The organism is Denitrobacterium detoxificans, assembly GCF_001643775.1.
Taxonomy (GTDB): Bacteria; Actinomycetota; Coriobacteriia; order Coriobacteriales; family Eggerthellaceae; genus Denitrobacterium; species Denitrobacterium detoxificans.
In genome coordinates, this window is the sequence record NZ_CP011402.1 from 111,311 (window position 1) to 128,778 (window position 17,468).

Here is a 17,468-nt window from a genome sequence, read left to right on the forward strand (position 1 = left end):
TTGCGATATGCGGTTATTTGCTCTTCCTGCGCAGTACCACGAACAGTACGACGATGATGAGCAGAATGATGAGTAGTTCGGTCACGCCGAATGGTCCGATGCGCATGGCGCTCCTATCGTTTGCCTTCAGTTGCGTCCATTATACGATGGGGCGTGCTGGCTATTCCTCAATAGGCACGTAGATGTTCTCTACGTCGGTGCCCTTGCCGTCCAGGTTCAGGAACTGGGGTGCCGTGAGGATATCGCCGGCTATCTTCAGGTTGTGTTCTCGCAGATAGCGGCGCAGCGGCTCGTAGGATGAGCCTTTCGTGCCCTCGGAGCGCGTGATTTCGCGCCGCCAATACACGCAGGGGCCCAGCGGCAGCAGACGCGCGTGCTGGCGAGCGTTGCGCGAAAGCAGATGCGCATCGGTTTGACGCACGCCGATGATGTAATTGGGTATTACCGTGTGCGCTTCCGATTCCACGAGATTGCTCTTGATGATGCGCATGCACTGCGAAGCTCCAAGCAGGCCGTAGAACTCCGCGATGGTTTCCTGTCGTTTCATGGAAACGGAGAAGTCGCGCTTCACGGACGCCTGGATGTACAGGCAATCGGGCGCATTCGTGAGCGAGAAGACGTTATCGCCTTCTCGTTGTTCGATGTAGCCGAGCGCGTTCGTGATGGTGTCCACGCGTCGCTTCAGGATCTCGATCTGCTCTTCGATGTTGTCCTTGCGCGATGCAAGGCTGGTCAGAAAAGCATCGGTTGCCTGAGGGCTGTCGATGTAGTTGATAGCCTCGTCGATGCTGAAGTTGTACGAAAGCAGCTTGCGGAATGCGTTCATGCGAAACGCGTCTTCGGGCGAGAAGTCACGATATCCGTTATCCTCGCGCGGTGATTGCAGCAGTCCTCGTTTCTCGTAGAAACGAATGCTTGACTGGCTAAGGCCTGTCATGGCCGAAAATTCCTTGATATGCATGGCCCCTCCCAAGACGGCATATCTGTCTCCCCTATAAGACAAACTACACCTTAAACCAGCTTTAAGGTCAAGAAAATCCCTACCCAAATAGGGGCGGGGGAAGAATGAAGCTGCAGTAGGCTTGCCTATGCTTCGATGGGCGCGCGCCAGCGATTGAGCGTGGCGACGACGATAACCATGGCGGCAACGGAAAGCACGAGCAGAATGACGTATGTGTAGAAGTAGCTTCCCAGCAGGTCTTTGAGCGGGCCAGGGAGGAAGTTCATGACCAGGCCGCCAATGACGTACACGACCTGGCAGTTCTTGATGAATTTGCCGCGTCCGTGTTCGGGCGCCAGCTCCAGCGACCACTCCGACGTGCCCACGGTGCCCAGCGCCATGCCCGCGCCGAAGAATACCGAGCCCGCAATTGCGAACAGGGGATTCACGACTACGGCAGCGCACAGGCAGAGGATGCCCGCAGTCTGCAGGCCGAACATGATGGCCGTTGCGCGTGCCGTGTCGATCTTGTCGAACAGCTTTCCGGTGGCGTATTTCGAGATGGTCAGGCTCACGCCGGCCACGGAGAGCATGGCGGCGGCGAAGAAATCGTTATATCCCGAGGTCGTAAGGTATACGGAAAGGTACGTGAGCGCGCCCATGCAAATGCCTCCCACGGCGGCAAGCGCCAGGAAGAAGCGGTTGCGCGTCCTGTTGGGCATGGGGATGGGCTTGTGATGGGTAACGCGATGCGCCTTTTCGGCGGCGGTCGCTATGTGCTTGTGCTTTTGCATCCCCATGGCGGAGGGGTCGTTGCGTAGGAACACGCCGATAATGGCTGCAATGATGAGCGCCATATATGCCTCTACGATGAAGGCAATTTGCAGCGAGATATTGCTGATGATGGCCACCACGATCACGGGAATAACGATGCTCGCCACGCCGCTGCCCACGGTGGCAAAGCCGATAGCGCTACCGCGATCGCCCTCATACCACCTGTTCACGAGCATGGTCATGCCAACCATGCCGCCAAAGCCGTAGCCTGCGCCCGCCAGAATGGCGCCAATGATGAACATGGGCATGGCCGTGGCGATGGAATAGGCGAAGAAGCCCATGGCCGTGAGGATGGTGGCGAAGCACACGCCCATGCGTGCGCCAAGCAGGTTGAAGTAGCGGTCTACGAACAGCATGGCCACGATGGTGGTAAGCGTGCGAACGGCCAGAATGATGGACCCGCCCGTGTTGCCCACGGCGGGCATTGCCACGATGTAGGGCTGATAGACGCTGAACGACGTGCTGGGCAATCCGATGTTGGCAAAGATGAAAAGGAAGCAGCAGAGCGTGATGACCTTTTCGTAATGGTCCTTCATGCGGTGGTCTGCTCTCCTTTCCGTATTCGTGAGGGGAAGCAGCGGAAAACCACTGCGAACCCCGCGTCTTGCATGCCCCCATGTACTGCAATTCGTGCGATGTGCGCAAATTTGCGCGTCTGTTATTTGTAACGCTTGCGCGCGCGTACATGAAGGGATTTTTTCCACTTTAGCCTAACGAAGCAGCACCCCGTGTGTCAAAAATCGCGTATTCCCAGGTCATAAACTTTTTCTCGAAAAGCTATTGACCCTCAACCAGCTTCAAGCACTACGGTGTCTTCATATGTTCCACACAACTTAACACAGGGAGTAGGGAGGTTTTGCATGGAACGCATGGAGGGAAAAGAAGTAACGTCGGCGATTAACGTAGATATGAATCGCCGCGGATTCCTGAAGGGCGCCGCGCTTTCCGCGCTCGGCATTGCGGGCATGGGCGCGCTTGCTGGTTGCGGTCAGGCCAAGTCGGCCAACTCTTCCAGCTCGGACGATTCGTCCAAGGCTGCCGAGGAATTCAAGGCTGACGAGACCCGCGAAGCGGATATCGTGGTCGTCGGCGCTGGCGCTGCTGGTATGATGGCTGCTCACGTGGCCGCTCAGGGTGGTGCGAAGGTCGTCATCCTGGAAAAGGGCGCCGATTACTCCGCGCCTAATGGCATGTACGTTTCGGGTCCGTTCGCCGTGGGCACCGACGTGCTCCAGAACAAGGAAGGCGGTACGACGCTCACCGTCGATGACGCGTTCTACCACGTCATGGAGTACTCCCACTGGACGCCCAATCCGGCTCTGCTGCGCCGCTGCCTGGAAGAGTCGAAGAACGCCGTGGCCGAGCTCGAGGGCATTGGCTACACCTTCAAGGAGACGAACTTCCGCTTCGAGACTCCGTTCGTGGGCGAAAAGGGCGGCTTCCACCTGATCACCATTCCGTCCGATGAGCGCGTGAAGCTGTGGGAGAGCTCCGTCGAGGCCGATGGCATCGACATTCAGTTCGATACCGAGTTCGTGTCGCTCGTGGTTGACGACAAGGGCAAGGTCACGGGTGCGAACTGCACGAAGAGCAAGAAGAACATCACGTACAACTGCAAGGCCGTAATCATGTGCGCAGGTGGCTATCTGGGCAATCGCGACCTGCAGGAGCGCTTCCTGCATACGCGCAAGCTCAACGTTGCGCGTGGCGGCGATAGCATCTGCACGGGCGACACCATCCTGGCTGCCGAGGCTGCGGGCGCTGCGCTCGACAAGACGTTCGGCTACTGCCCCTGCGAGTACGGCGGAACCAACAGCCTGGCCTCCCGCCCCGCCAAGCAGGACAAGTTCGACCAGAACACCGCCTTCAAGTTTGGCCTGTATGGTTGCCTGCTGGTGGACGCCGAAGGCAAGCGCTTCATCAACGAGGGCCTGCTGTGCGACTATCCCATGAGCTACGGCAGCGAGCAGATCATCTTGAACGCCCCGTGGTACGCCGTGGTCGACCAGGCCTACGTGGATGCCATGAAGACCCAGGGCTTGTACGAGTACACCACCGCCAAGGGTGCTACCAGCGAAAACTGGTTCATCGGCAACTACTTCAAGGATCGTGTGCTCGAGAATCTCGATTCCGATATCGAAGAGGGCATCAAGGAAGGTTGGTGCTACAAGGCGAATACGCTGAAGGAGCTTGGTGAATTCTTCGGCCTCACCGATCTGGAGGAAACGGTTGCCCAGTACAACAAGTACTGTGACGCGGGCGTGGATGCCGAGTTCGGCACGAATCCCTGGTACCTTTCGAAGGTGGCAACGCCTCCGTTCTACGTTACGCAGAACGAGCCTAGCGCCTGGAGCACCTTCGGCGGCGTGCGCACCGACGATAACTGCAACGTGCTGAAGGCCGAGGACAACACGCCCATGCCCGGCCTGTACGCTGCGGGCACCGACTCGGGCAGCCTGTACTATTCGCCGTACTATGACGTCCCCGGCTTCTGCTATGGCCTGTGCATCGATTCCGGCTATATCTCGGCCACGGAGGCTCTCGAGTACATCAAGAAAGCCTAGGAATAGCGCATAACATCGCTCCCTGTCAGCACATCCCTCCCAGTGTTGGCATGGTATGGGCCCGCCTTCTACCTCAGGAAGGCGGGCCTGCGTTGCATCTGGCGCATTGCCGGCAAGCGGAACGCGGCTGGTTTGGTGAAACATGATGCCAAGGCCCGTTACGTCGGCTACAATAAAGCGGTTTCGAAAGGAGGGGCATGAATCCGCTAATCATCGTCCCGACATACATTTCCGCCCGCGAGAAGGCGCGCCCCACGGGGCATCATACGGTGTACGACCACGTTACCCCGCTTTCCCGCCCCGGCGAGCTGGGCCGCATGCTGAAATCGCTCCAGCGCGTGCGTGGCGTGGGCCAGGTCGTCATTCCCGTGGCAGCAGAGCGCGACGCCGCCGTTCCGGCTATGCAGAAGGTGCAGGCCATCTGCGCCCAGTTTCCGTCGCTGAACATCATCGCCGTTGGTCAGGCCGAACTCGCGCTCATTCGTCAGCGCTTCGAGCAGCTGAACATGGGCCGTATGGAATACGAAATCGGCCTGGAAGGCTATAGCGCCGTTCGCAATCTGGGCCTGGTGCTGGCCAATATCTTCGGCTACGACTCCGTGGTGTTCCTCGACGACGACGTCGTCATTCAGGATCCGGAGTTCCTGGCGAAGGGCGTCTACGGCCTGGGCAAGCTTACGCGCCGTGGTATTCCCATTCTGGCCAAGACGGGCTACTACCTGAATTCCGAAGGCACCTACCATTCGAAGAGCCAGGACAAGTGGTACAACCGCTACTGGGAGCAGGGCTCCGCGTTCAATTCCTGGATCGATTCGGCCATGCGTGGCCCGCGTCTTTCGCGCAGCAACCATGTCTGCGGCGGTTGCCTGGTGCTCCATCGCGAAGCGTATCGTCGTGTTTGCTTCGACCCCTGGGTCGTGCGCGGCGAAGACCTCGACTACATGCTCAACCTGCGCATGTACGGTTCCGACATTTGGTTCGACAACAAATGGGTCATGCTGCACCTTCCGCCCGACACGAAGAGCGAGGGCACGCGTTTCCGCCAGGACATCTTCCGTTGGCTCTACGAGTACCGCAAGATGGAATACGCGCGTACGCAGATTGACTTGAACCAGGTGAAGCCCGAATCGCTCATGCCGTATCCTGGGCCGTTCCTGGAGTCGGGCATTCGCCATCGCATCATGCGCACGGCGTTGCTGCGCAGTTTCGGGCGTCCCGACAAGAAGCAGTATCGCAATGCCGCGAAAGTGGCGTTTACCGATGCCACGGCATACGCGGAATCGAACTGCTCGAAGTATTTCGAGTTCCAGTACATATGGCCCGAGCTTATGGCTCGCACGGAAAACGATCGTATTCTGCGTACGGCGCTGCTGGAATCGGCGGCTTTGCGCCATGGCGAAATGCGCCAGCAGGAAAGCCTCGACCCGGGCGCTACCAGCGAGATTCGCTTGAATCTGCCCGATTCCGAATAGCATAGGTGCCCCTTTTGGCGACGTTTGCCATATCCGTTTTCGTTGGGGTCATCGTAGGCGTCCTTTCGGGGATGCTTGGCATAGGCGGGGGAACGATCATCGTTCCCCTGCTTCGTTTGGGCTACGGCCTGCAGGCCATTCAGGCTACCGCCACTTCGCTCTTCACCATCATCCCTACGTCGATTGCCGGCGTGATTACGCATGTTCGCAACCGCACGTGCCTGGTGCCCGTGGGGTTGGCGGCTGGCTTGGGCGGTGCCTGCACGAGCCCTGTGGGCGTGTGGCTTGCAAGCGTATCGCCGTCGTGGCTTATCATGCTGGTGGCGGCTGGCGTTATCGTCTACAGTGCATCTCGCATGCTCGCAAAGGGCCTGCGCAAGCCCAAGGCGTCCGTGCGCAAGGTCGATGCGGTATCGCAGGATGCTCGCGGCCCTGAATCGAGCGATGATGCCATATCCCCTCGTCGTCGCATCCTGGTGGGAGCTAGCGTTGGTCTTGCCGCCGGCGTGCTGAGTGGTTACGTGGGCGTGGGCGGCGGCTTTATCATGGTGCCGCTGTTTCTAGCCTATGCGGGTGTTTCCATGCGCCAGGCGTCGGGCACGTCGCTTCTGGCCGTGGCTATCCTGTCCGTTCCCGGTGCGGCCACGCAATACCTGCTGGGAAACGTGCAAGTGCTTGCGGGCCTCGCCCTGGCCGTGGGGTCTATTCCCGGTGCCGTATTGGGTGCTCAGCTTGCGCGTCGCATTCCCGACCGCGTGCTGCGTCTTATCTTTGGCGGTATGTTGATGCTTATGGCCATCATGCTCGCCGTGAACGAGATCGTCTCTTTGGGCAATTAGGAAGGTCTGCCTATGTTCTCGCATGTTTCCCGTCATACTCAATACTTGCTGGCGGAAGCCGCATTCGCCTTTGTCGCGGTTATTGCGGCAGTGTGTATGATCGTGATGGTCATCGACCCCATGCGCAACATGCAGCTCATGGTGGCTGTGGGCACCATTTTCACCATCAGCCTCATCATTCTTATTCGCCTCTGGCTCGACCCCGACCGCATTCGCGCCGTGCAGAGCAACGCCGTGCTGAAGCTGGCCAGCAAGATGGCTGCTAGTATGTCGGGTGGCCTGAACCAGACAAGCGCTCAGGAGATTTGCGAGGCTCTGCTGCCTGCCACCAGCGCCATTGCCGTGGCCATTACCGACGAGCGCGTGATTATCGGCTACGCAGGTAGCGGCAAGGAATACAACAAGCAGGGATCGCCCATTCGAACGGTTGCCACGCATGCCACCATCGACGATGGAAAGATGCGCGTGCTTCATTCCTCGAGCGAAATTGGCTTTCCCGAAGACCATCACATCATCAACGCGGGCATCGTGGCCCCGCTCATCGTGAGCGGCAAGGCCGTGGGCACGCTGAAGTTCTACTACCCGCGCCCGCGCAATATCAACGAGACGCAGCAGTCCATCGCCGCGGGCTTTGCCGAACTGCTTTCCACGCAGGTTGCGGCGTCGGCGCTGGAGGAGCAGAAGAAGCTCGCCACGTCGATGGAACTAAAGGCACTGCAGAGCCAGATCAACCCGCATTTCCTGTTCAACATCATCAATACCATCGCGTCGTTCGTGCGCACCGATCCCGACAAGGCGCGCGTGCTGCTGCGCGAATTTGCCACATTCTACCGTCGCACGCTCGAAGATGCGTCCGACCTTATCCCCCTGTCGCGCGAAATCGATCAGACGCAGCGTTACCTGACGTTCGAGATTGCGCGTTTCGGCGAGGAGCGCCTGCAGATGGAATCCGATATCCCCGCTTCGCTTTCCGGCAAGCTCGTTCCTGCGTTCATGGTGCAGCCCCTGGTGGAGAACTCGGTTAAGCATGCCATGCCCGCGCGCGGCACGCTGCATATTTCCGTGAAGGCATGGAGCGAGGGCGATGATTTGCTCATATCGATTGTGGATGACGGCGTGGGTATGAGCGAGGACAAGCGCCGCAACATTGCCGCCCCCGGTTCTTCCACGGGTTTGGGCATTGCCGTGCGCAATATCAACGAACGCATCTTGGGCTACTTCGGTCCCGATTCCTACATGGACGTGCAGAGCGAAGAGGGCAAGGGAACTACGGTGACCCTGTTCTTGAAGGATTGCTGCAAAGGATTGAATAACCCCAGTTAGAGCGCGTCTTTTGGTGAGATTGCATCCATGGTCGTATATATGCGGACGCATGCCATATATTGTGGCTTGACGCATATGGTTCCAGACGCATACCGTATTCAGATGTAACACGTTTACGTCGTTACGGCGAACATGCGAAATTCTCGGATAAACGGCATGCGTTGTCATATACTTGGAACGGTAAATCGATGCGTACCACCACAATATGTGGGGTAGACCGGTTGAAAGGAGCACCACGTGGTGCTGAAAGCTATTATCGTTGATGACGAAGCTCCTGCTCGTTCAGAGCTTAAGTTCCTGCTCGATGAGCTCGGCCAGACGGAAGTCGTTGCCGAGGCTGCCAGCGTGCGCGAAGCTATCGAGAAGCTGAAGGACTATCCCTGCGATGTCATGTTCCTCGACATCAGTATGCCGGAGGCAAGCGGCCTGCAGCTGGCCGACGCCCTGCAGCATCTGAAGTTCCCGCCGGCCGTGGTGTTCGTTACCGCGTACAGCGAGTTCGCCATCGATGCCTTCAAGGTCAATGCCATCGATTACCTGGTAAAGCCCGTGGAAACCGAGCGCCTGTCTCAGGCAATCGCCCGCGTGAAGGAACATGTGGCGCTGCATGCCAAGGTTCAGAAGCTCGAGCGCATCCCCGTGGAAAAGGGCGGCAAGAAGATTCTCATCGGCATCGACAGCATCCGCTATGTCATGGCGCGCGACGATTACGCGTACCTGCAGACCGATACCGACAAGTACTTCAGCACCGTGAGCCTGGCCCAGCTGGAAAAGCGCCTCGATGGTCATGGATTCTTCCGCGTGCATCGCGGCTATCTGGTCAACCTTTCCCAGGTGGCGGAAGTCGAGTCCGTTTCCGGCGGCACGCTGCTGCTCACGCTCGATGGCTGTGAGGAAAAGGTTCCCGTTTCCCGCCGCCGTGTGTCTTCCCTGAAGAAAGCTCTGGGCCTGTAGTTCGGCCTGGTCATAACAGTGCAACGCCCGGTTCGCTTATGCGGCCGGGCGTTTTCGTGCGTGATAGACGTGGCGTGCGGCGGAAACGCTTTGGGCGTTGAGTGCGCACCTCGGGAATTTGGGTCGCTTTAGGCATTCGGGCGCGTTGCGTGCAAATGCCAGAAGTCCGCGGGCACGTGCATGCTCGCGGGCTTCTCGTGCTTGGCTTATGCGTGGGGTACCGCCAAGCTGCTAGCCGATGATTTCCTCCCCGAAGCGGTAGAGCTCTTCGTTTGTCTTCTGCAAGCTGCAGCCGCGGTCGATGCAGAAGATGATGATGGCGTCGCGCCTGTTCTTCGAATACAGAAGGCTTGCGCCAGCCGCTTCGAGCGCGCGGTTGGTTTCGGTGAGGTTCAGCGCCATGGCAAGGGCGATTTGGAGCACCTTGTTACGGCTTGGTCGGCGTTGCCCCTTGAAGATCATGTAGCCGTAGGTGGGGATGATGTTGGCCATGCGCGTAACCTGGGCCTCTTCAAGACCCTTCTCTTTGAGCAGGGTCTGCAGGTATTCCGAAAGCGAACGCTCGGTGAATTCGTGCCCATCGATGAACTCGTCAACGCTGGGAGCGTTGAGCAGCTCGTCGAGCATCTTGTCAGTTAGCGGTTCTTGCATGGGTTTCCTTTCTGTTTCAAGGGTACCCTACCCGAACTTTTTTGGCGCTTCATTAACTGCGAGTTAATGAAATCGCTTTTCGCCTCAACCAAACTGGGTGGTGCCGTAACGGAGTGTTTCATATGTTTGAGAGGGGTAGATTATGAACGCAGGGATAAGAATTCGCAGCGTGTTTGCCGCGTGCGTGGTGGTTGCTGCGCTCGTGGTTGGAGCGTGCATGACTGGTTGCTCGGGGTCTGGATCGCAGCAGTCGAATTCGTCTTCGACTACTCAGGAGCAGAAGAGCGAGTTCGTGGGCTATTGGCAGCTTGATTCGGGAAAGGTGAAGGGGACGACCTATACGTCGGATCAGATTTCTCAGGCGCGGAAGCAGAATGGTTTCAATTACGTGATGGTTGTGAATGCCGATGGTACGGGTTCCGTCACTTCGTCGGAGGATGACCCGTTCAAGTGGACGGAATCGGATGGGTTGGCGACAATTAAGTCTTCGGAAGCTGATGACGACTGGAGCGCAGTGGCTCAGATGGAAGATGGGAAGCTCTCTTTCCAGATGGGGTCGGATACGCTTCTTTTCACTCCCGTTGATGAATCGACGTACAAGACCGCATACGATGCCCTTATGAATTCGTCCAGTTCTTCGTCGTCCTCCTCGAGCTCGTCAGGCTCCTCCAGTTCGTCTAGCTCCTCGAGCGATAGCGAGGTAACGCCTGAACTCAAGTCCTTCCTGGACGAGTATGAGGCGTTCATTGACGAGTACGTCGACTTCATGAAGGAGTACAAGAGCTCGGGCAATGTCTCGTCGCTGCTGAGCAAGTATTCCAGCATCATGTCGAGGTACAGTTCGTTCATGGAGAAGTACAACGCTATCGATAAGGATTCGCTTTCCACTGCCGATGCGGCGTATTACGCCGAAGTGAGCGCACGCGTTACGCAGAAGCTTGCCGAAGTCATGTAGCGTTTGGCGAAATACGTTGTGAGGGGGGTCGCTCTGTGCGGCCCCTCTTTTGGTACGATGGCCTGTATGAACGAAGACTCTCTACATCAGGACCTAAGCAGCTACCTGCAGGCGCGTGAAGAGCGCGATCGGTATCGCGTCGATGCCGTGCTGAAGGAGTCTCCCTTCGAGATAACGCAGCGCGTATATCGTTCTAACCCCGACGATTCCGAAGATGGCCCGTATGTGCGCAAGATCTTTTCCGGCGAAGCCGATAAGCGCCAGGTGGGCGGCACGTATGGTTTGCTTTGGCGGGAGCAGCAGGCTGGCGGGGAGATGCGCAACCTGCCTTGTTTGTACGGTGTGTATGACGCTGTAGATTCCCTTGAAGTGCTTATGGAATGCGTGGGTGGCACGTCGTTGCGCTCGCGCATACTTGCGCATCCCGAGCGACGGATGGCCCTTACGGCAACGGTGTTTCCGCAGGTGTGCGATGCCGTAGCGTCCTTGCATGATGCTTCGGTGGGCCCTATCATCCATCGTGATATCACGCCTTCGAATGTCATGTGCGATGGGGCGGACGACGGTCGTGTTCGTGCCGTTCTCATTGATTTCGGCGTTGCGCGCGTTCATAAGCGGGAAGCCACCGCCGATACTGCTCACTTTGGCACGGCTGCGTATGCGGCGCCCGAGCAATACGGCTTTCGCCAGACCGACGTGCGTACCGATGTGTATGGCCTTGGGGCGTTGCTGGCGTTTTGCCTGCAAGCGCATGACCCCGTATGGTCTGGCAGGGGAGTGGAGTTTCGTGTTCCGGGGGTTCCCGAGGCGTTGGCTGCGGTGGTGAGGAAGGCGATGGCCTTCGACCCCGATGATCGCTATCAGACGGCTCGCGAGCTCAAGGAGGCGTTTCTCTGTGCGCTAGAAGGCCGCGTTGCTCCTCGAGCGCAGCAGGGTTCGCGTGTGCCTGCAGGGGTGGGTGTCGCATGGAATGCGCTGCTGCTCATTTTGTTCGTGGCCTGGACGGCGAGCATAGGATTCGCTTGGGCGAACAAACCGCTATTGCTTTTTGGTTGGCCGGTGGGGATGAAGGCGTTCCTCTTTGTAGTGTTTGCTGCGCTGTTCTTCGTCTTTCCTGCGGTACTCGTCTGGTTTGCCGCAGATAAGCGTAGGCTTCGCAGGAGGTTTCCTCGTATCGATCGTGGGTCCACGCGGAGGAATGTGCCCATCTTGCTGGTAGCACTGGTAGCGTGCCTGCTGCTGTTTGGCCTGCTCTGGTGGCTGATACGCGCCTTGGGTTTGCAATAGGACGCTATACGGGCCGTCCATTGTTGGAGTGGGCTCAACTGCAGGGGCGAATGTCCGAATGTGAAAGGAGCCTGCAGCCAAGATGGCGGCAGGCTCCTTGTAGCGTATGAGGTGGATATGCAGCGTTTACAGCCCGGGTATGGGCTCGCACTCTTCGGCAGGTGCGATATGTGCGGCACGCAGGGCGTCCAGGAACGCGTCAGCCGAGCGCGTGGCGATGAGCTCGCGCGGGAAGTGCATCTCCTCTAGCAGCTTGGGGACGTAGCGGAAGTCTCCGATTTCGGCCGAGATGTGGCTATCGGTGTTCACGGCGATGGGCGTGTTGGTCTCCGCGCAGCGTTCAAGGATTTCCAGGCACATCTCGTGCGACTTCTCTACGTGCGTGAAGCTGTATTCGTTGATCTCGATGAGCTTGTGGTTCACGCGGGCGGCTTCCAGCACGGTGTCGATGTCGTAGCGAATGCCCGAACGGCCCGAGTGACCCAGCGTGAGCACCTTCGGGTGCTCGAGGGCGCATACGTACATATCGGTTGCCTGGCCAATGGTTGCGTTGCGTGCGAACCACTTGTTGTGAACGCTTGCGACCACGTAGTCGCAGCGGCGGAAGACGTAGTCCTGCATGGATATGGGTTCTACGGGCGTGCCGTCGATGCTGGTGGCGAATACGTCGTCGGCGCCATATAGGTCGCCGTGCAGGTTAACGATGTCCGCTTCAGCGCCATGCAGCAGTTTTACGCCGTGCCATTCGCGCGGCCATACGCGATAGTTGTTGTAGTACTGGTAGTTGCGAATGTCGCGCTGTAGGTACAGCATGTCGCTGAAATGATCGGTGCTGCCCAGCAGCTCGATGCCGCGTTCTGCGGCGGTGCGCACGTTTTCTTCGATGGTGGAGTATGCGTGGCGGGAAAAGATGGTGTGCGTATGCGTGTCACATGCAAGGCGCAGAGGTTCGGTTTGCGTGCTCATGGCTGCCCTTTCGTTCGCGTGTCTTCCGTTCGTATTGTTCTCCCTCGTTTGGCGCGGCGCAAGCTCATCGGGAAATGATACGGCGTAAAAGCACGCGGGCGACCCCGTGAGGGGCCGCCCGCTACAGCATGAGGCTGAGGAGGCTAGTTATGCAAGGATGGTTTGTGCTTCTTTAACTTCCTCATCCTGAGCAGCGGCTTCGCCAGCCAGGAAGTCCTTCATCTCGTTGTACAGAGCGGTAACCTTGCGCTCTGCGGCAACCTGATCGGGAAGGGCGATGACCTGGCAAGCGGAGTGCTTGTCTTCGGGCGTGCCGGACAGGGGGTCGACCTGGTGCATGGTGAGGACGTTGCACTTGCCGATCCACCACTGGTAGGTCATGTAGACGGCACCCTTGTTGATGCGGTCGTCGATGATGGCACGCGTGTACACGGAGCCACGGCGCGACTTGACCTGAACGATGTCCTGGTCATTGATGCCACGCGCAGCTGCGTCGGCAGGATTCATGTGAATCTCGCCCGGCTCGTCGGCGAGCGCGGTGAGGGTGCGGCAGTTGCCCGTCATGGAACGGCAGCTGTAGTGACCAACCTCGCGAACGGTGCACAGAACGAGGGGATATACCTCGTCGGGCGTCTCGGTCGGCTTGATGTAGTCGTGAGCCATCAGGATGGCCTTGTGGTCGGCCGTGGTGAACTGGCCGCCCTTGTACAGCGTGGGGGTGCCGGGGCAGTCGAGCGTGGGGATAGGCCACTGGGCATGGCCCGTGCCTTCCATCTTCTCGTACGTGGCGCCATAGAAGTTGGGGCATAGCTCGCGCATTTCGTCCCAAATCTCCTTGGTGTTGTTGTAGTGCATCGGGTAGCCCATGCGCGTGGACAGGTCGGCAAAGATCTCCCAGTCGTGACGGCACTCGCCCTTGGGCGGTACGGCAGCGGTGAAGCGCTGGAACGTACGGTCGCTGGCGGAGAACACGCCGTCATGCTCGCCCCAGCTGGTGCCGGGCAGAACGACGTCGGCCAGAGCAGTGGTCTGCGTCATGAAGATGTCCTGGCTGATGAACAGGTCGAGTTTGCTAAGCGATTCGATCATGTCGGTAGAATCGGGCTCGGTCTGAACCGGGTCCTCGCCGAAGTTGTAGAACGCACGAATCTCGCCGCTCTTCGCGCCATGGGGCACGTCGGTGAGCTTGAAGCCCTCGCGGCCGGACAGGAAGCCCTCGGGGAGGTTCCAGGCCTGCTCGAACTTGGCGCGCGCCTTCGGGTCGGCAACCTTCTGGTAGCCGGGGAACAGGCTGGGCCACATGCCCATGTCGCAGCTGCCCTGAACGTTGTTCTGGCCACGAACGGGAGCAACGCCTGCGGCATCGCGGCCGATCTGGTTGGTGATGCAGGCGATGGCGGCAATCGTATGGACCGTCTTGACGCCCTGGTTCTGCTGCGTAACGCCCATGCCCCAACCGATGATGGAGTTGGGGGACTCGGCGTACATGTGCACGGCGCGACGGAACGTGGCCGGGTCGACGCCTGTGATGTCCTGTACGTATTCGGGGGTGTACTTGGAGATGACCTTCCACCACTCGTCGAAGCCGTTGGTGTGAGCGTCAACGAATTCCTTGTCCATCAGGCCGTCGTTCACGATGACGTTCGCGAAGGCGTTCATGAAGGCCAGGTTGCAGCCGTTCTTGATGGGCATGTAGATGTCGGCGATGCGGGCGCTTTCGGTAACGCGCGGGTCGGCGACGATGAGCTTGGCACCGCGGGCCTTGGCCTTCACGATGCGGCGGGCAACGATAGGATGCGACGCGCTGGGGTTGTAGCCAAACAGGAAGATGCAGTCAGCCTTTTCCATGTTCGGGATGGACACGCTCATGGCGCCAGAGCCCAGGGTGTCCATGAGGCCGATAACGCTGGGGCCATGGCAGGTACGGGCGCAGTTATCGATGTTGTTGGTACCGATGCAGGCGCGCGTGAACTTCTGCATGACGTAGTTGGCTTCGTTTCCGGGACCGCGGGAAGAGCCGGTGGTCATGATGGCGTCGGGGCCATACTCTTCCTTGATGGCCATGAGCTTCTTAGCGGTGAAGTCGAGAGCTTCGTCCCAGCTCACGCGCTCGAGCGGACCGCCCTTGGTGCGGCGGATCATGGGGTGCAGAATGCGGGGAGTGAGAATCTTCGTGTCGTTGATGAAGTCGTAGCCGCACATGCCCTTCAGGCAGAGCTCGCCTTCATTGGTGACGCCGTCGATGCCCTCGGCATCTACGACAACACCGTTCTCGACAATAAGATTGAGCTTGCAGCCTGCTCCGCAGTACGGGCAGACCGCCATATGCTTTTCCATAGTGTTCTTCTCTCTGCTAGGCAAGGACCGGATTCAGGGGAACGCTCGAAAGCGCGCCAGCCGCCTCGGCGGCTTCAGCCCATTTGGTCTTGCGAGACGTATCGAAGGAGACGTTGTCCTGGACATGCAGTGCGCCAGTCAGGCAGGCTCCGACGCATGCGGGTCCGTCTTCGCGATCGTGGCAGAGATCGCATTTGACGATGTACGGGTTGCCGGCTTCGCCAATGAAGAGCTCGTCCGCGCAACCGGTGTATACGTTTTCGGGACGGCCGACAATCTGAATAGCGCCATAGGGGCATGCCATCATGCAGCTACGGCAGCCAATGCAGCGGTCTTCACGCATGGCTACGCGGCCATCGTCTTCGTGATAGAGCGCATTGACGGGGCATGCACGGGCGCAGGGGGCGTCCTGGCAATGACGACATGCGATAGGGGTAGATACCTTCAGGGTAGAAACTACGTTGAGGCGCGGGATAGCCACGTCACCAACAATGTCGTGCTTGTCAAAGCACGCGGCCATGCAGGTCCTGCATCCAATGCAGAGTCCAGCATCGCCGACGATGAACTTGTTTCCGTCCACCATCGTCTCCTTCTCTTGGCTGGATAAAACCCTCTCCTGGCCCTTGAAGGCGAGATTCATGCGCTCTTTGAAATGGGCAGGGGAATGCCCGTCAGCTCTTCCTCGCAGAATAGGAAGTGGGATTGTTGCTGATGATGAAACGCAGAAAAGAAGCGCCCTATGTCTCGTCTTACATACGGGCTACCGAAACTCTATAAACCTCCATAATTGTTGTCAATATATTCTCTACTGAGAACAAGTTGGAACGTATAAGGGTCAGTTAGCAGTGCAATGTATCTCATCTGGGAAAACGTAAGAACTTAGTAAGGTAGTTGCGGCGTTTTGCCGTTACCGCACCGGAATAATGCCTTCAACTTTGTATAACGGACGTAACACTATCTGAATACAAAGTGCAAGGTCAGAGCGTTTTTGGGTTTCAAAAACGCGATAAAGCGAAAAGGGCGTTTCTGTACCCTTCCTGGCAGCGTGCGAGAATTGATCTATGGGTTGCGGGAAAAGGTATGAGCACTGCCGATTTTAGGCGTTCCACCTGGACTTTTAGAGAAGTTGTGAGGGCCGTGCAACTCTTCGTTTCGCTGTGTGAACGTATCGTGAATCGGTTGTGTTTGGAGCGGTTATTACGCAGCTCTTTTTCCGGCTTTAAAACCCGTCGATTTCGACCGTAATGCGGCCTTCGTTTTACGTCGCCCTGGATGCACAGAAATACGCGGTTTTGTTTTTCTAAAAACTCAAAAGCCCAGGAAAGTTAAAGAATATGTAACACATTTGTGTGTACCCGTAATTACCTATTTTTCGGCAAGCCCCTTTGTTCGCCTACATTTGCTGTATTACAAATGTAATATTCCCTTATTTCCAACTAAGTATAAAGTACCAAGAGTTGCAATCTGGCAAGAAAAAGTGTCTTTAATAAATAATGATGTTTAGCTGGGGTGATACGAATAGCTGAACTAATAATATCGGTGCCTTAATTGACGATTAGATGTCAAAACGGTAATCTTCTTCATATCGAGTTCACGAAATTTCGAACTTGCTCACTTTTTAGAAGGGCAAAACATAAATGTGATGTCCTTCGTTCCAAATATGAATTTCTTGCATACAACCTAATCAGGTTCCCCATACGAGTCGCTCGGGAGAAGCGAGAGGGAAAGGACGGGCTTTTATGGGAAGCAAGTTTGTTGTGTCAGATCCGCGTAAGTGCGTGGGATGCAAGGCATGCATGACCGCATGCCTGGTTAAGCATTTCCAGCCGGGCGATGTGCCCATTTCGCGCCTCAATGTCGTGCATGCCGACGTAGATACTACTGCGCCGGTCGTTTGCCGTCATTGCGAGGACGCCCCCTGCGCGGCGGCGTGCCCCACGGGCGCCCTCTATCGCGACGGCAACCGCGTCGCCGTCGACATCGCTCTATGCATCGGATGCCGCGGCTGCGTAATGGCATGCCCGTTCGGTGCGGTAGACGTCGCGGAGATCTTCCGCCCCTACACAGTTAATGATGTCGAGCTTTCTGCTCGCACCACCCCCGTTGTCGTGAAATGCGACCGTTGCGTCGATAGGCCCGATGGCCCGGCATGCATTTCGGCATGCACCTCGGGCGCGCTCTCGCTGGTTGATCAGCGAGACATCGACGCCAATGTCAGGGACAAACGTCTGAACGCTGCCGAGGCGTCTCAGACTTTTGCCGCAAGGTTTTAGTAGGTCGCGCAGGCCGGCGCCGGATGGAAGGCGTCGGCCTGCGCACGGAAGAGGAGAGAGAGGGCAATATGGA

The 17,468-nt window shown here is 57.9% G+C and carries 14 protein-coding genes; 8 read left to right on the forward strand and 6 right to left on the reverse strand.

Features of this window, described 5'->3' with window-relative positions:
* Nucleotides 1-160: 160 nt before the first annotated feature.
* Together AAY81_RS00250 and AAY81_RS00255 are read right to left on the reverse strand one after the other, a co-directional pair.
* Nucleotides 161-961, reverse strand: coding sequence for a MerR family transcriptional regulator (locus AAY81_RS00250; protein WP_066659931.1), 801 nt, complete (start codon nucleotides 959-961; stop codon nucleotides 161-163).
* Between the two features lie 125 nt (nucleotides 962-1,086).
* Complete coding sequence (locus AAY81_RS00255; protein WP_066659933.1) at nucleotides 1,087-2,310, reverse strand: MFS transporter; 1,224 nt, start codon at nucleotides 2,308-2,310, stop codon at nucleotides 1,087-1,089.
* Nucleotides 2,311-2,634: 324 nt separating this feature from the next.
* Here AAY81_RS00255 and AAY81_RS00260 point away from each other — a divergent pair, with 324 nt between their 5' ends.
* The 5 genes from AAY81_RS00260 to AAY81_RS00280 all read left to right on the forward strand — a co-directional run bounded on the left by AAY81_RS00260 (nucleotide 2,635) and on the right by AAY81_RS00280 (nucleotide 8,926).
* Nucleotides 2,635-4,338: an FAD-binding protein gene (locus AAY81_RS00260; protein WP_066659936.1), complete on the forward strand. Its 1,704-nt coding sequence runs from the start codon at nucleotides 2,635-2,637 to the stop codon at nucleotides 4,336-4,338.
* A 197-nt stretch (nucleotides 4,339-4,535) separates the two neighbouring features.
* Nucleotides 4,536-5,810 carry a glycosyltransferase family 2 protein gene (locus tag AAY81_RS00265; protein WP_066659938.1) on the forward strand — a complete coding sequence of 425 codons (1,275 nt, stop codon included), beginning with the start codon at nucleotides 4,536-4,538 and terminating at the stop codon, nucleotides 5,808-5,810.
* 5 nt (nucleotides 5,811-5,815) lie between these two features.
* On the forward strand, nucleotides 5,816-6,649 hold the full coding sequence (locus AAY81_RS00270; RefSeq protein WP_066659941.1) for a sulfite exporter TauE/SafE family protein: 834 nt from the start codon (nucleotides 5,816-5,818) through the stop codon (nucleotides 6,647-6,649).
* Between the two features lie 12 nt (nucleotides 6,650-6,661).
* Nucleotides 6,662-7,972 (forward strand): GAF domain-containing sensor histidine kinase, encoded by a 1,311-nt coding sequence (locus tag AAY81_RS00275; protein WP_066659944.1) that lies wholly within the window; start codon nucleotides 6,662-6,664, stop codon nucleotides 7,970-7,972.
* Nucleotides 7,973-8,212: 240 nt separating this feature from the next.
* Nucleotides 8,213-8,926: a LytR/AlgR family response regulator transcription factor gene (locus tag AAY81_RS00280; protein WP_066664661.1), complete on the forward strand. Its 714-nt coding sequence runs from the start codon at nucleotides 8,213-8,215 to the stop codon at nucleotides 8,924-8,926.
* 231 nt (nucleotides 8,927-9,157) lie between these two features.
* Here the strand turns inward: AAY81_RS00280 and AAY81_RS00285 are convergent, their stop codons facing one another.
* Nucleotides 9,158-9,577, reverse strand: a complete 420-nt coding sequence (locus AAY81_RS00285) for a hypothetical protein (RefSeq protein WP_066659947.1) — start codon at nucleotides 9,575-9,577, stop codon at nucleotides 9,158-9,160.
* A gap of 142 nt (nucleotides 9,578-9,719) precedes the next feature.
* On the opposite strand from AAY81_RS00285, the gene AAY81_RS00290 reads away from it, so the two are divergent.
* Nucleotides 9,720-10,532 (forward strand): DUF6591 domain-containing protein, encoded by an 813-nt coding sequence (locus AAY81_RS00290; RefSeq protein WP_066659949.1) that lies wholly within the window; start codon nucleotides 9,720-9,722, stop codon nucleotides 10,530-10,532.
* Between the two features lie 66 nt (nucleotides 10,533-10,598).
* On the forward strand, nucleotides 10,599-11,819 hold the full coding sequence (locus tag AAY81_RS00295) for a serine/threonine protein kinase (RefSeq protein ID WP_066659952.1): 1,221 nt from the start codon (nucleotides 10,599-10,601) through the stop codon (nucleotides 11,817-11,819).
* Between the two features lie 126 nt (nucleotides 11,820-11,945).
* Here AAY81_RS00295 and AAY81_RS00300 read toward each other — a convergent pair whose 3' ends face one another.
* From AAY81_RS00300 to AAY81_RS00310, 3 genes are all read right to left on the reverse strand, one after another.
* Nucleotides 11,946-12,785 carry a phosphatase gene (locus tag AAY81_RS00300; protein WP_205630832.1) on the reverse strand — a complete coding sequence of 280 codons (840 nt, stop codon included), beginning with the start codon at nucleotides 12,783-12,785 and terminating at the stop codon, nucleotides 11,946-11,948.
* A 147-nt stretch (nucleotides 12,786-12,932) separates the two neighbouring features.
* Nucleotides 12,933-15,122, reverse strand: coding sequence for a formate dehydrogenase subunit alpha (gene fdhF / locus AAY81_RS00305; protein ID WP_066659955.1), 2,190 nt, complete (start codon nucleotides 15,120-15,122; stop codon nucleotides 12,933-12,935).
* A gap of 16 nt (nucleotides 15,123-15,138) precedes the next feature.
* Nucleotides 15,139-15,705: a 4Fe-4S dicluster domain-containing protein gene (locus AAY81_RS00310; protein WP_066664666.1), complete on the reverse strand. Its 567-nt coding sequence runs from the start codon at nucleotides 15,703-15,705 to the stop codon at nucleotides 15,139-15,141.
* 1,156 nt (nucleotides 15,706-16,861) lie between these two features.
* On the opposite strand from AAY81_RS00310, the gene AAY81_RS00315 reads away from it, so the two are divergent.
* The gene (locus AAY81_RS00315) at nucleotides 16,862-17,395 is read left to right on the forward strand and encodes a 4Fe-4S dicluster domain-containing protein (RefSeq protein ID WP_066659958.1); all 534 of its coding nucleotides are present in this window, start codon (nucleotides 16,862-16,864) and stop codon (nucleotides 17,393-17,395) included.
* Nucleotides 17,396-17,468: the final 73 nt, after the last annotated feature.

What these genes read in the sequence shown, in the direction of transcription:
- AAY81_RS00285 (WP_066659947.1), bottom strand. Translation starts at nt 9,577, where the DNA reads ATGCAAGAACCGCTAACTGACAAGATGCTCGACGAGCTGCTCAACGCT.
- fdhF (WP_066659955.1), bottom strand. Translation starts at nt 15,122, where the DNA reads ATGGAAAAGCATATGGCGGTCTGCCCGTACTGCGGAGCAGGCTGCAAG.
- AAY81_RS00290 (WP_066659949.1), top strand. Translation starts at nt 9,720, where the DNA reads ATGAACGCAGGGATAAGAATTCGCAGCGTGTTTGCCGCGTGCGTGGTG.
- AAY81_RS00275 (WP_066659944.1), top strand. Translation starts at nt 6,662, where the DNA reads ATGTTCTCGCATGTTTCCCGTCATACTCAATACTTGCTGGCGGAAGCC.
- AAY81_RS00250 (WP_066659931.1), bottom strand. Translation starts at nt 961, where the DNA reads ATGCATATCAAGGAATTTTCGGCCATGACAGGCCTTAGCCAGTCAAGC.
- AAY81_RS00265 (WP_066659938.1), top strand. Translation starts at nt 4,536, where the DNA reads ATGAATCCGCTAATCATCGTCCCGACATACATTTCCGCCCGCGAGAAG.
- AAY81_RS00255 (WP_066659933.1), bottom strand. Translation starts at nt 2,310, where the DNA reads ATGAAGGACCATTACGAAAAGGTCATCACGCTCTGCTGCTTCCTTTTC.
- AAY81_RS00315 (WP_066659958.1), top strand. Translation starts at nt 16,862, where the DNA reads ATGGGAAGCAAGTTTGTTGTGTCAGATCCGCGTAAGTGCGTGGGATGC.
- AAY81_RS00260 (WP_066659936.1), top strand. Translation starts at nt 2,635, where the DNA reads ATGGAACGCATGGAGGGAAAAGAAGTAACGTCGGCGATTAACGTAGAT.
- AAY81_RS00300 (WP_205630832.1), bottom strand. Translation starts at nt 12,785, where the DNA reads ATGAGCACGCAAACCGAACCTCTGCGCCTTGCATGTGACACGCATACG.
- AAY81_RS00295 (WP_066659952.1), top strand. Translation starts at nt 10,599, where the DNA reads ATGAACGAAGACTCTCTACATCAGGACCTAAGCAGCTACCTGCAGGCG.
- AAY81_RS00310 (WP_066664666.1), bottom strand. Translation starts at nt 15,705, where the DNA reads ATGGTGGACGGAAACAAGTTCATCGTCGGCGATGCTGGACTCTGCATT.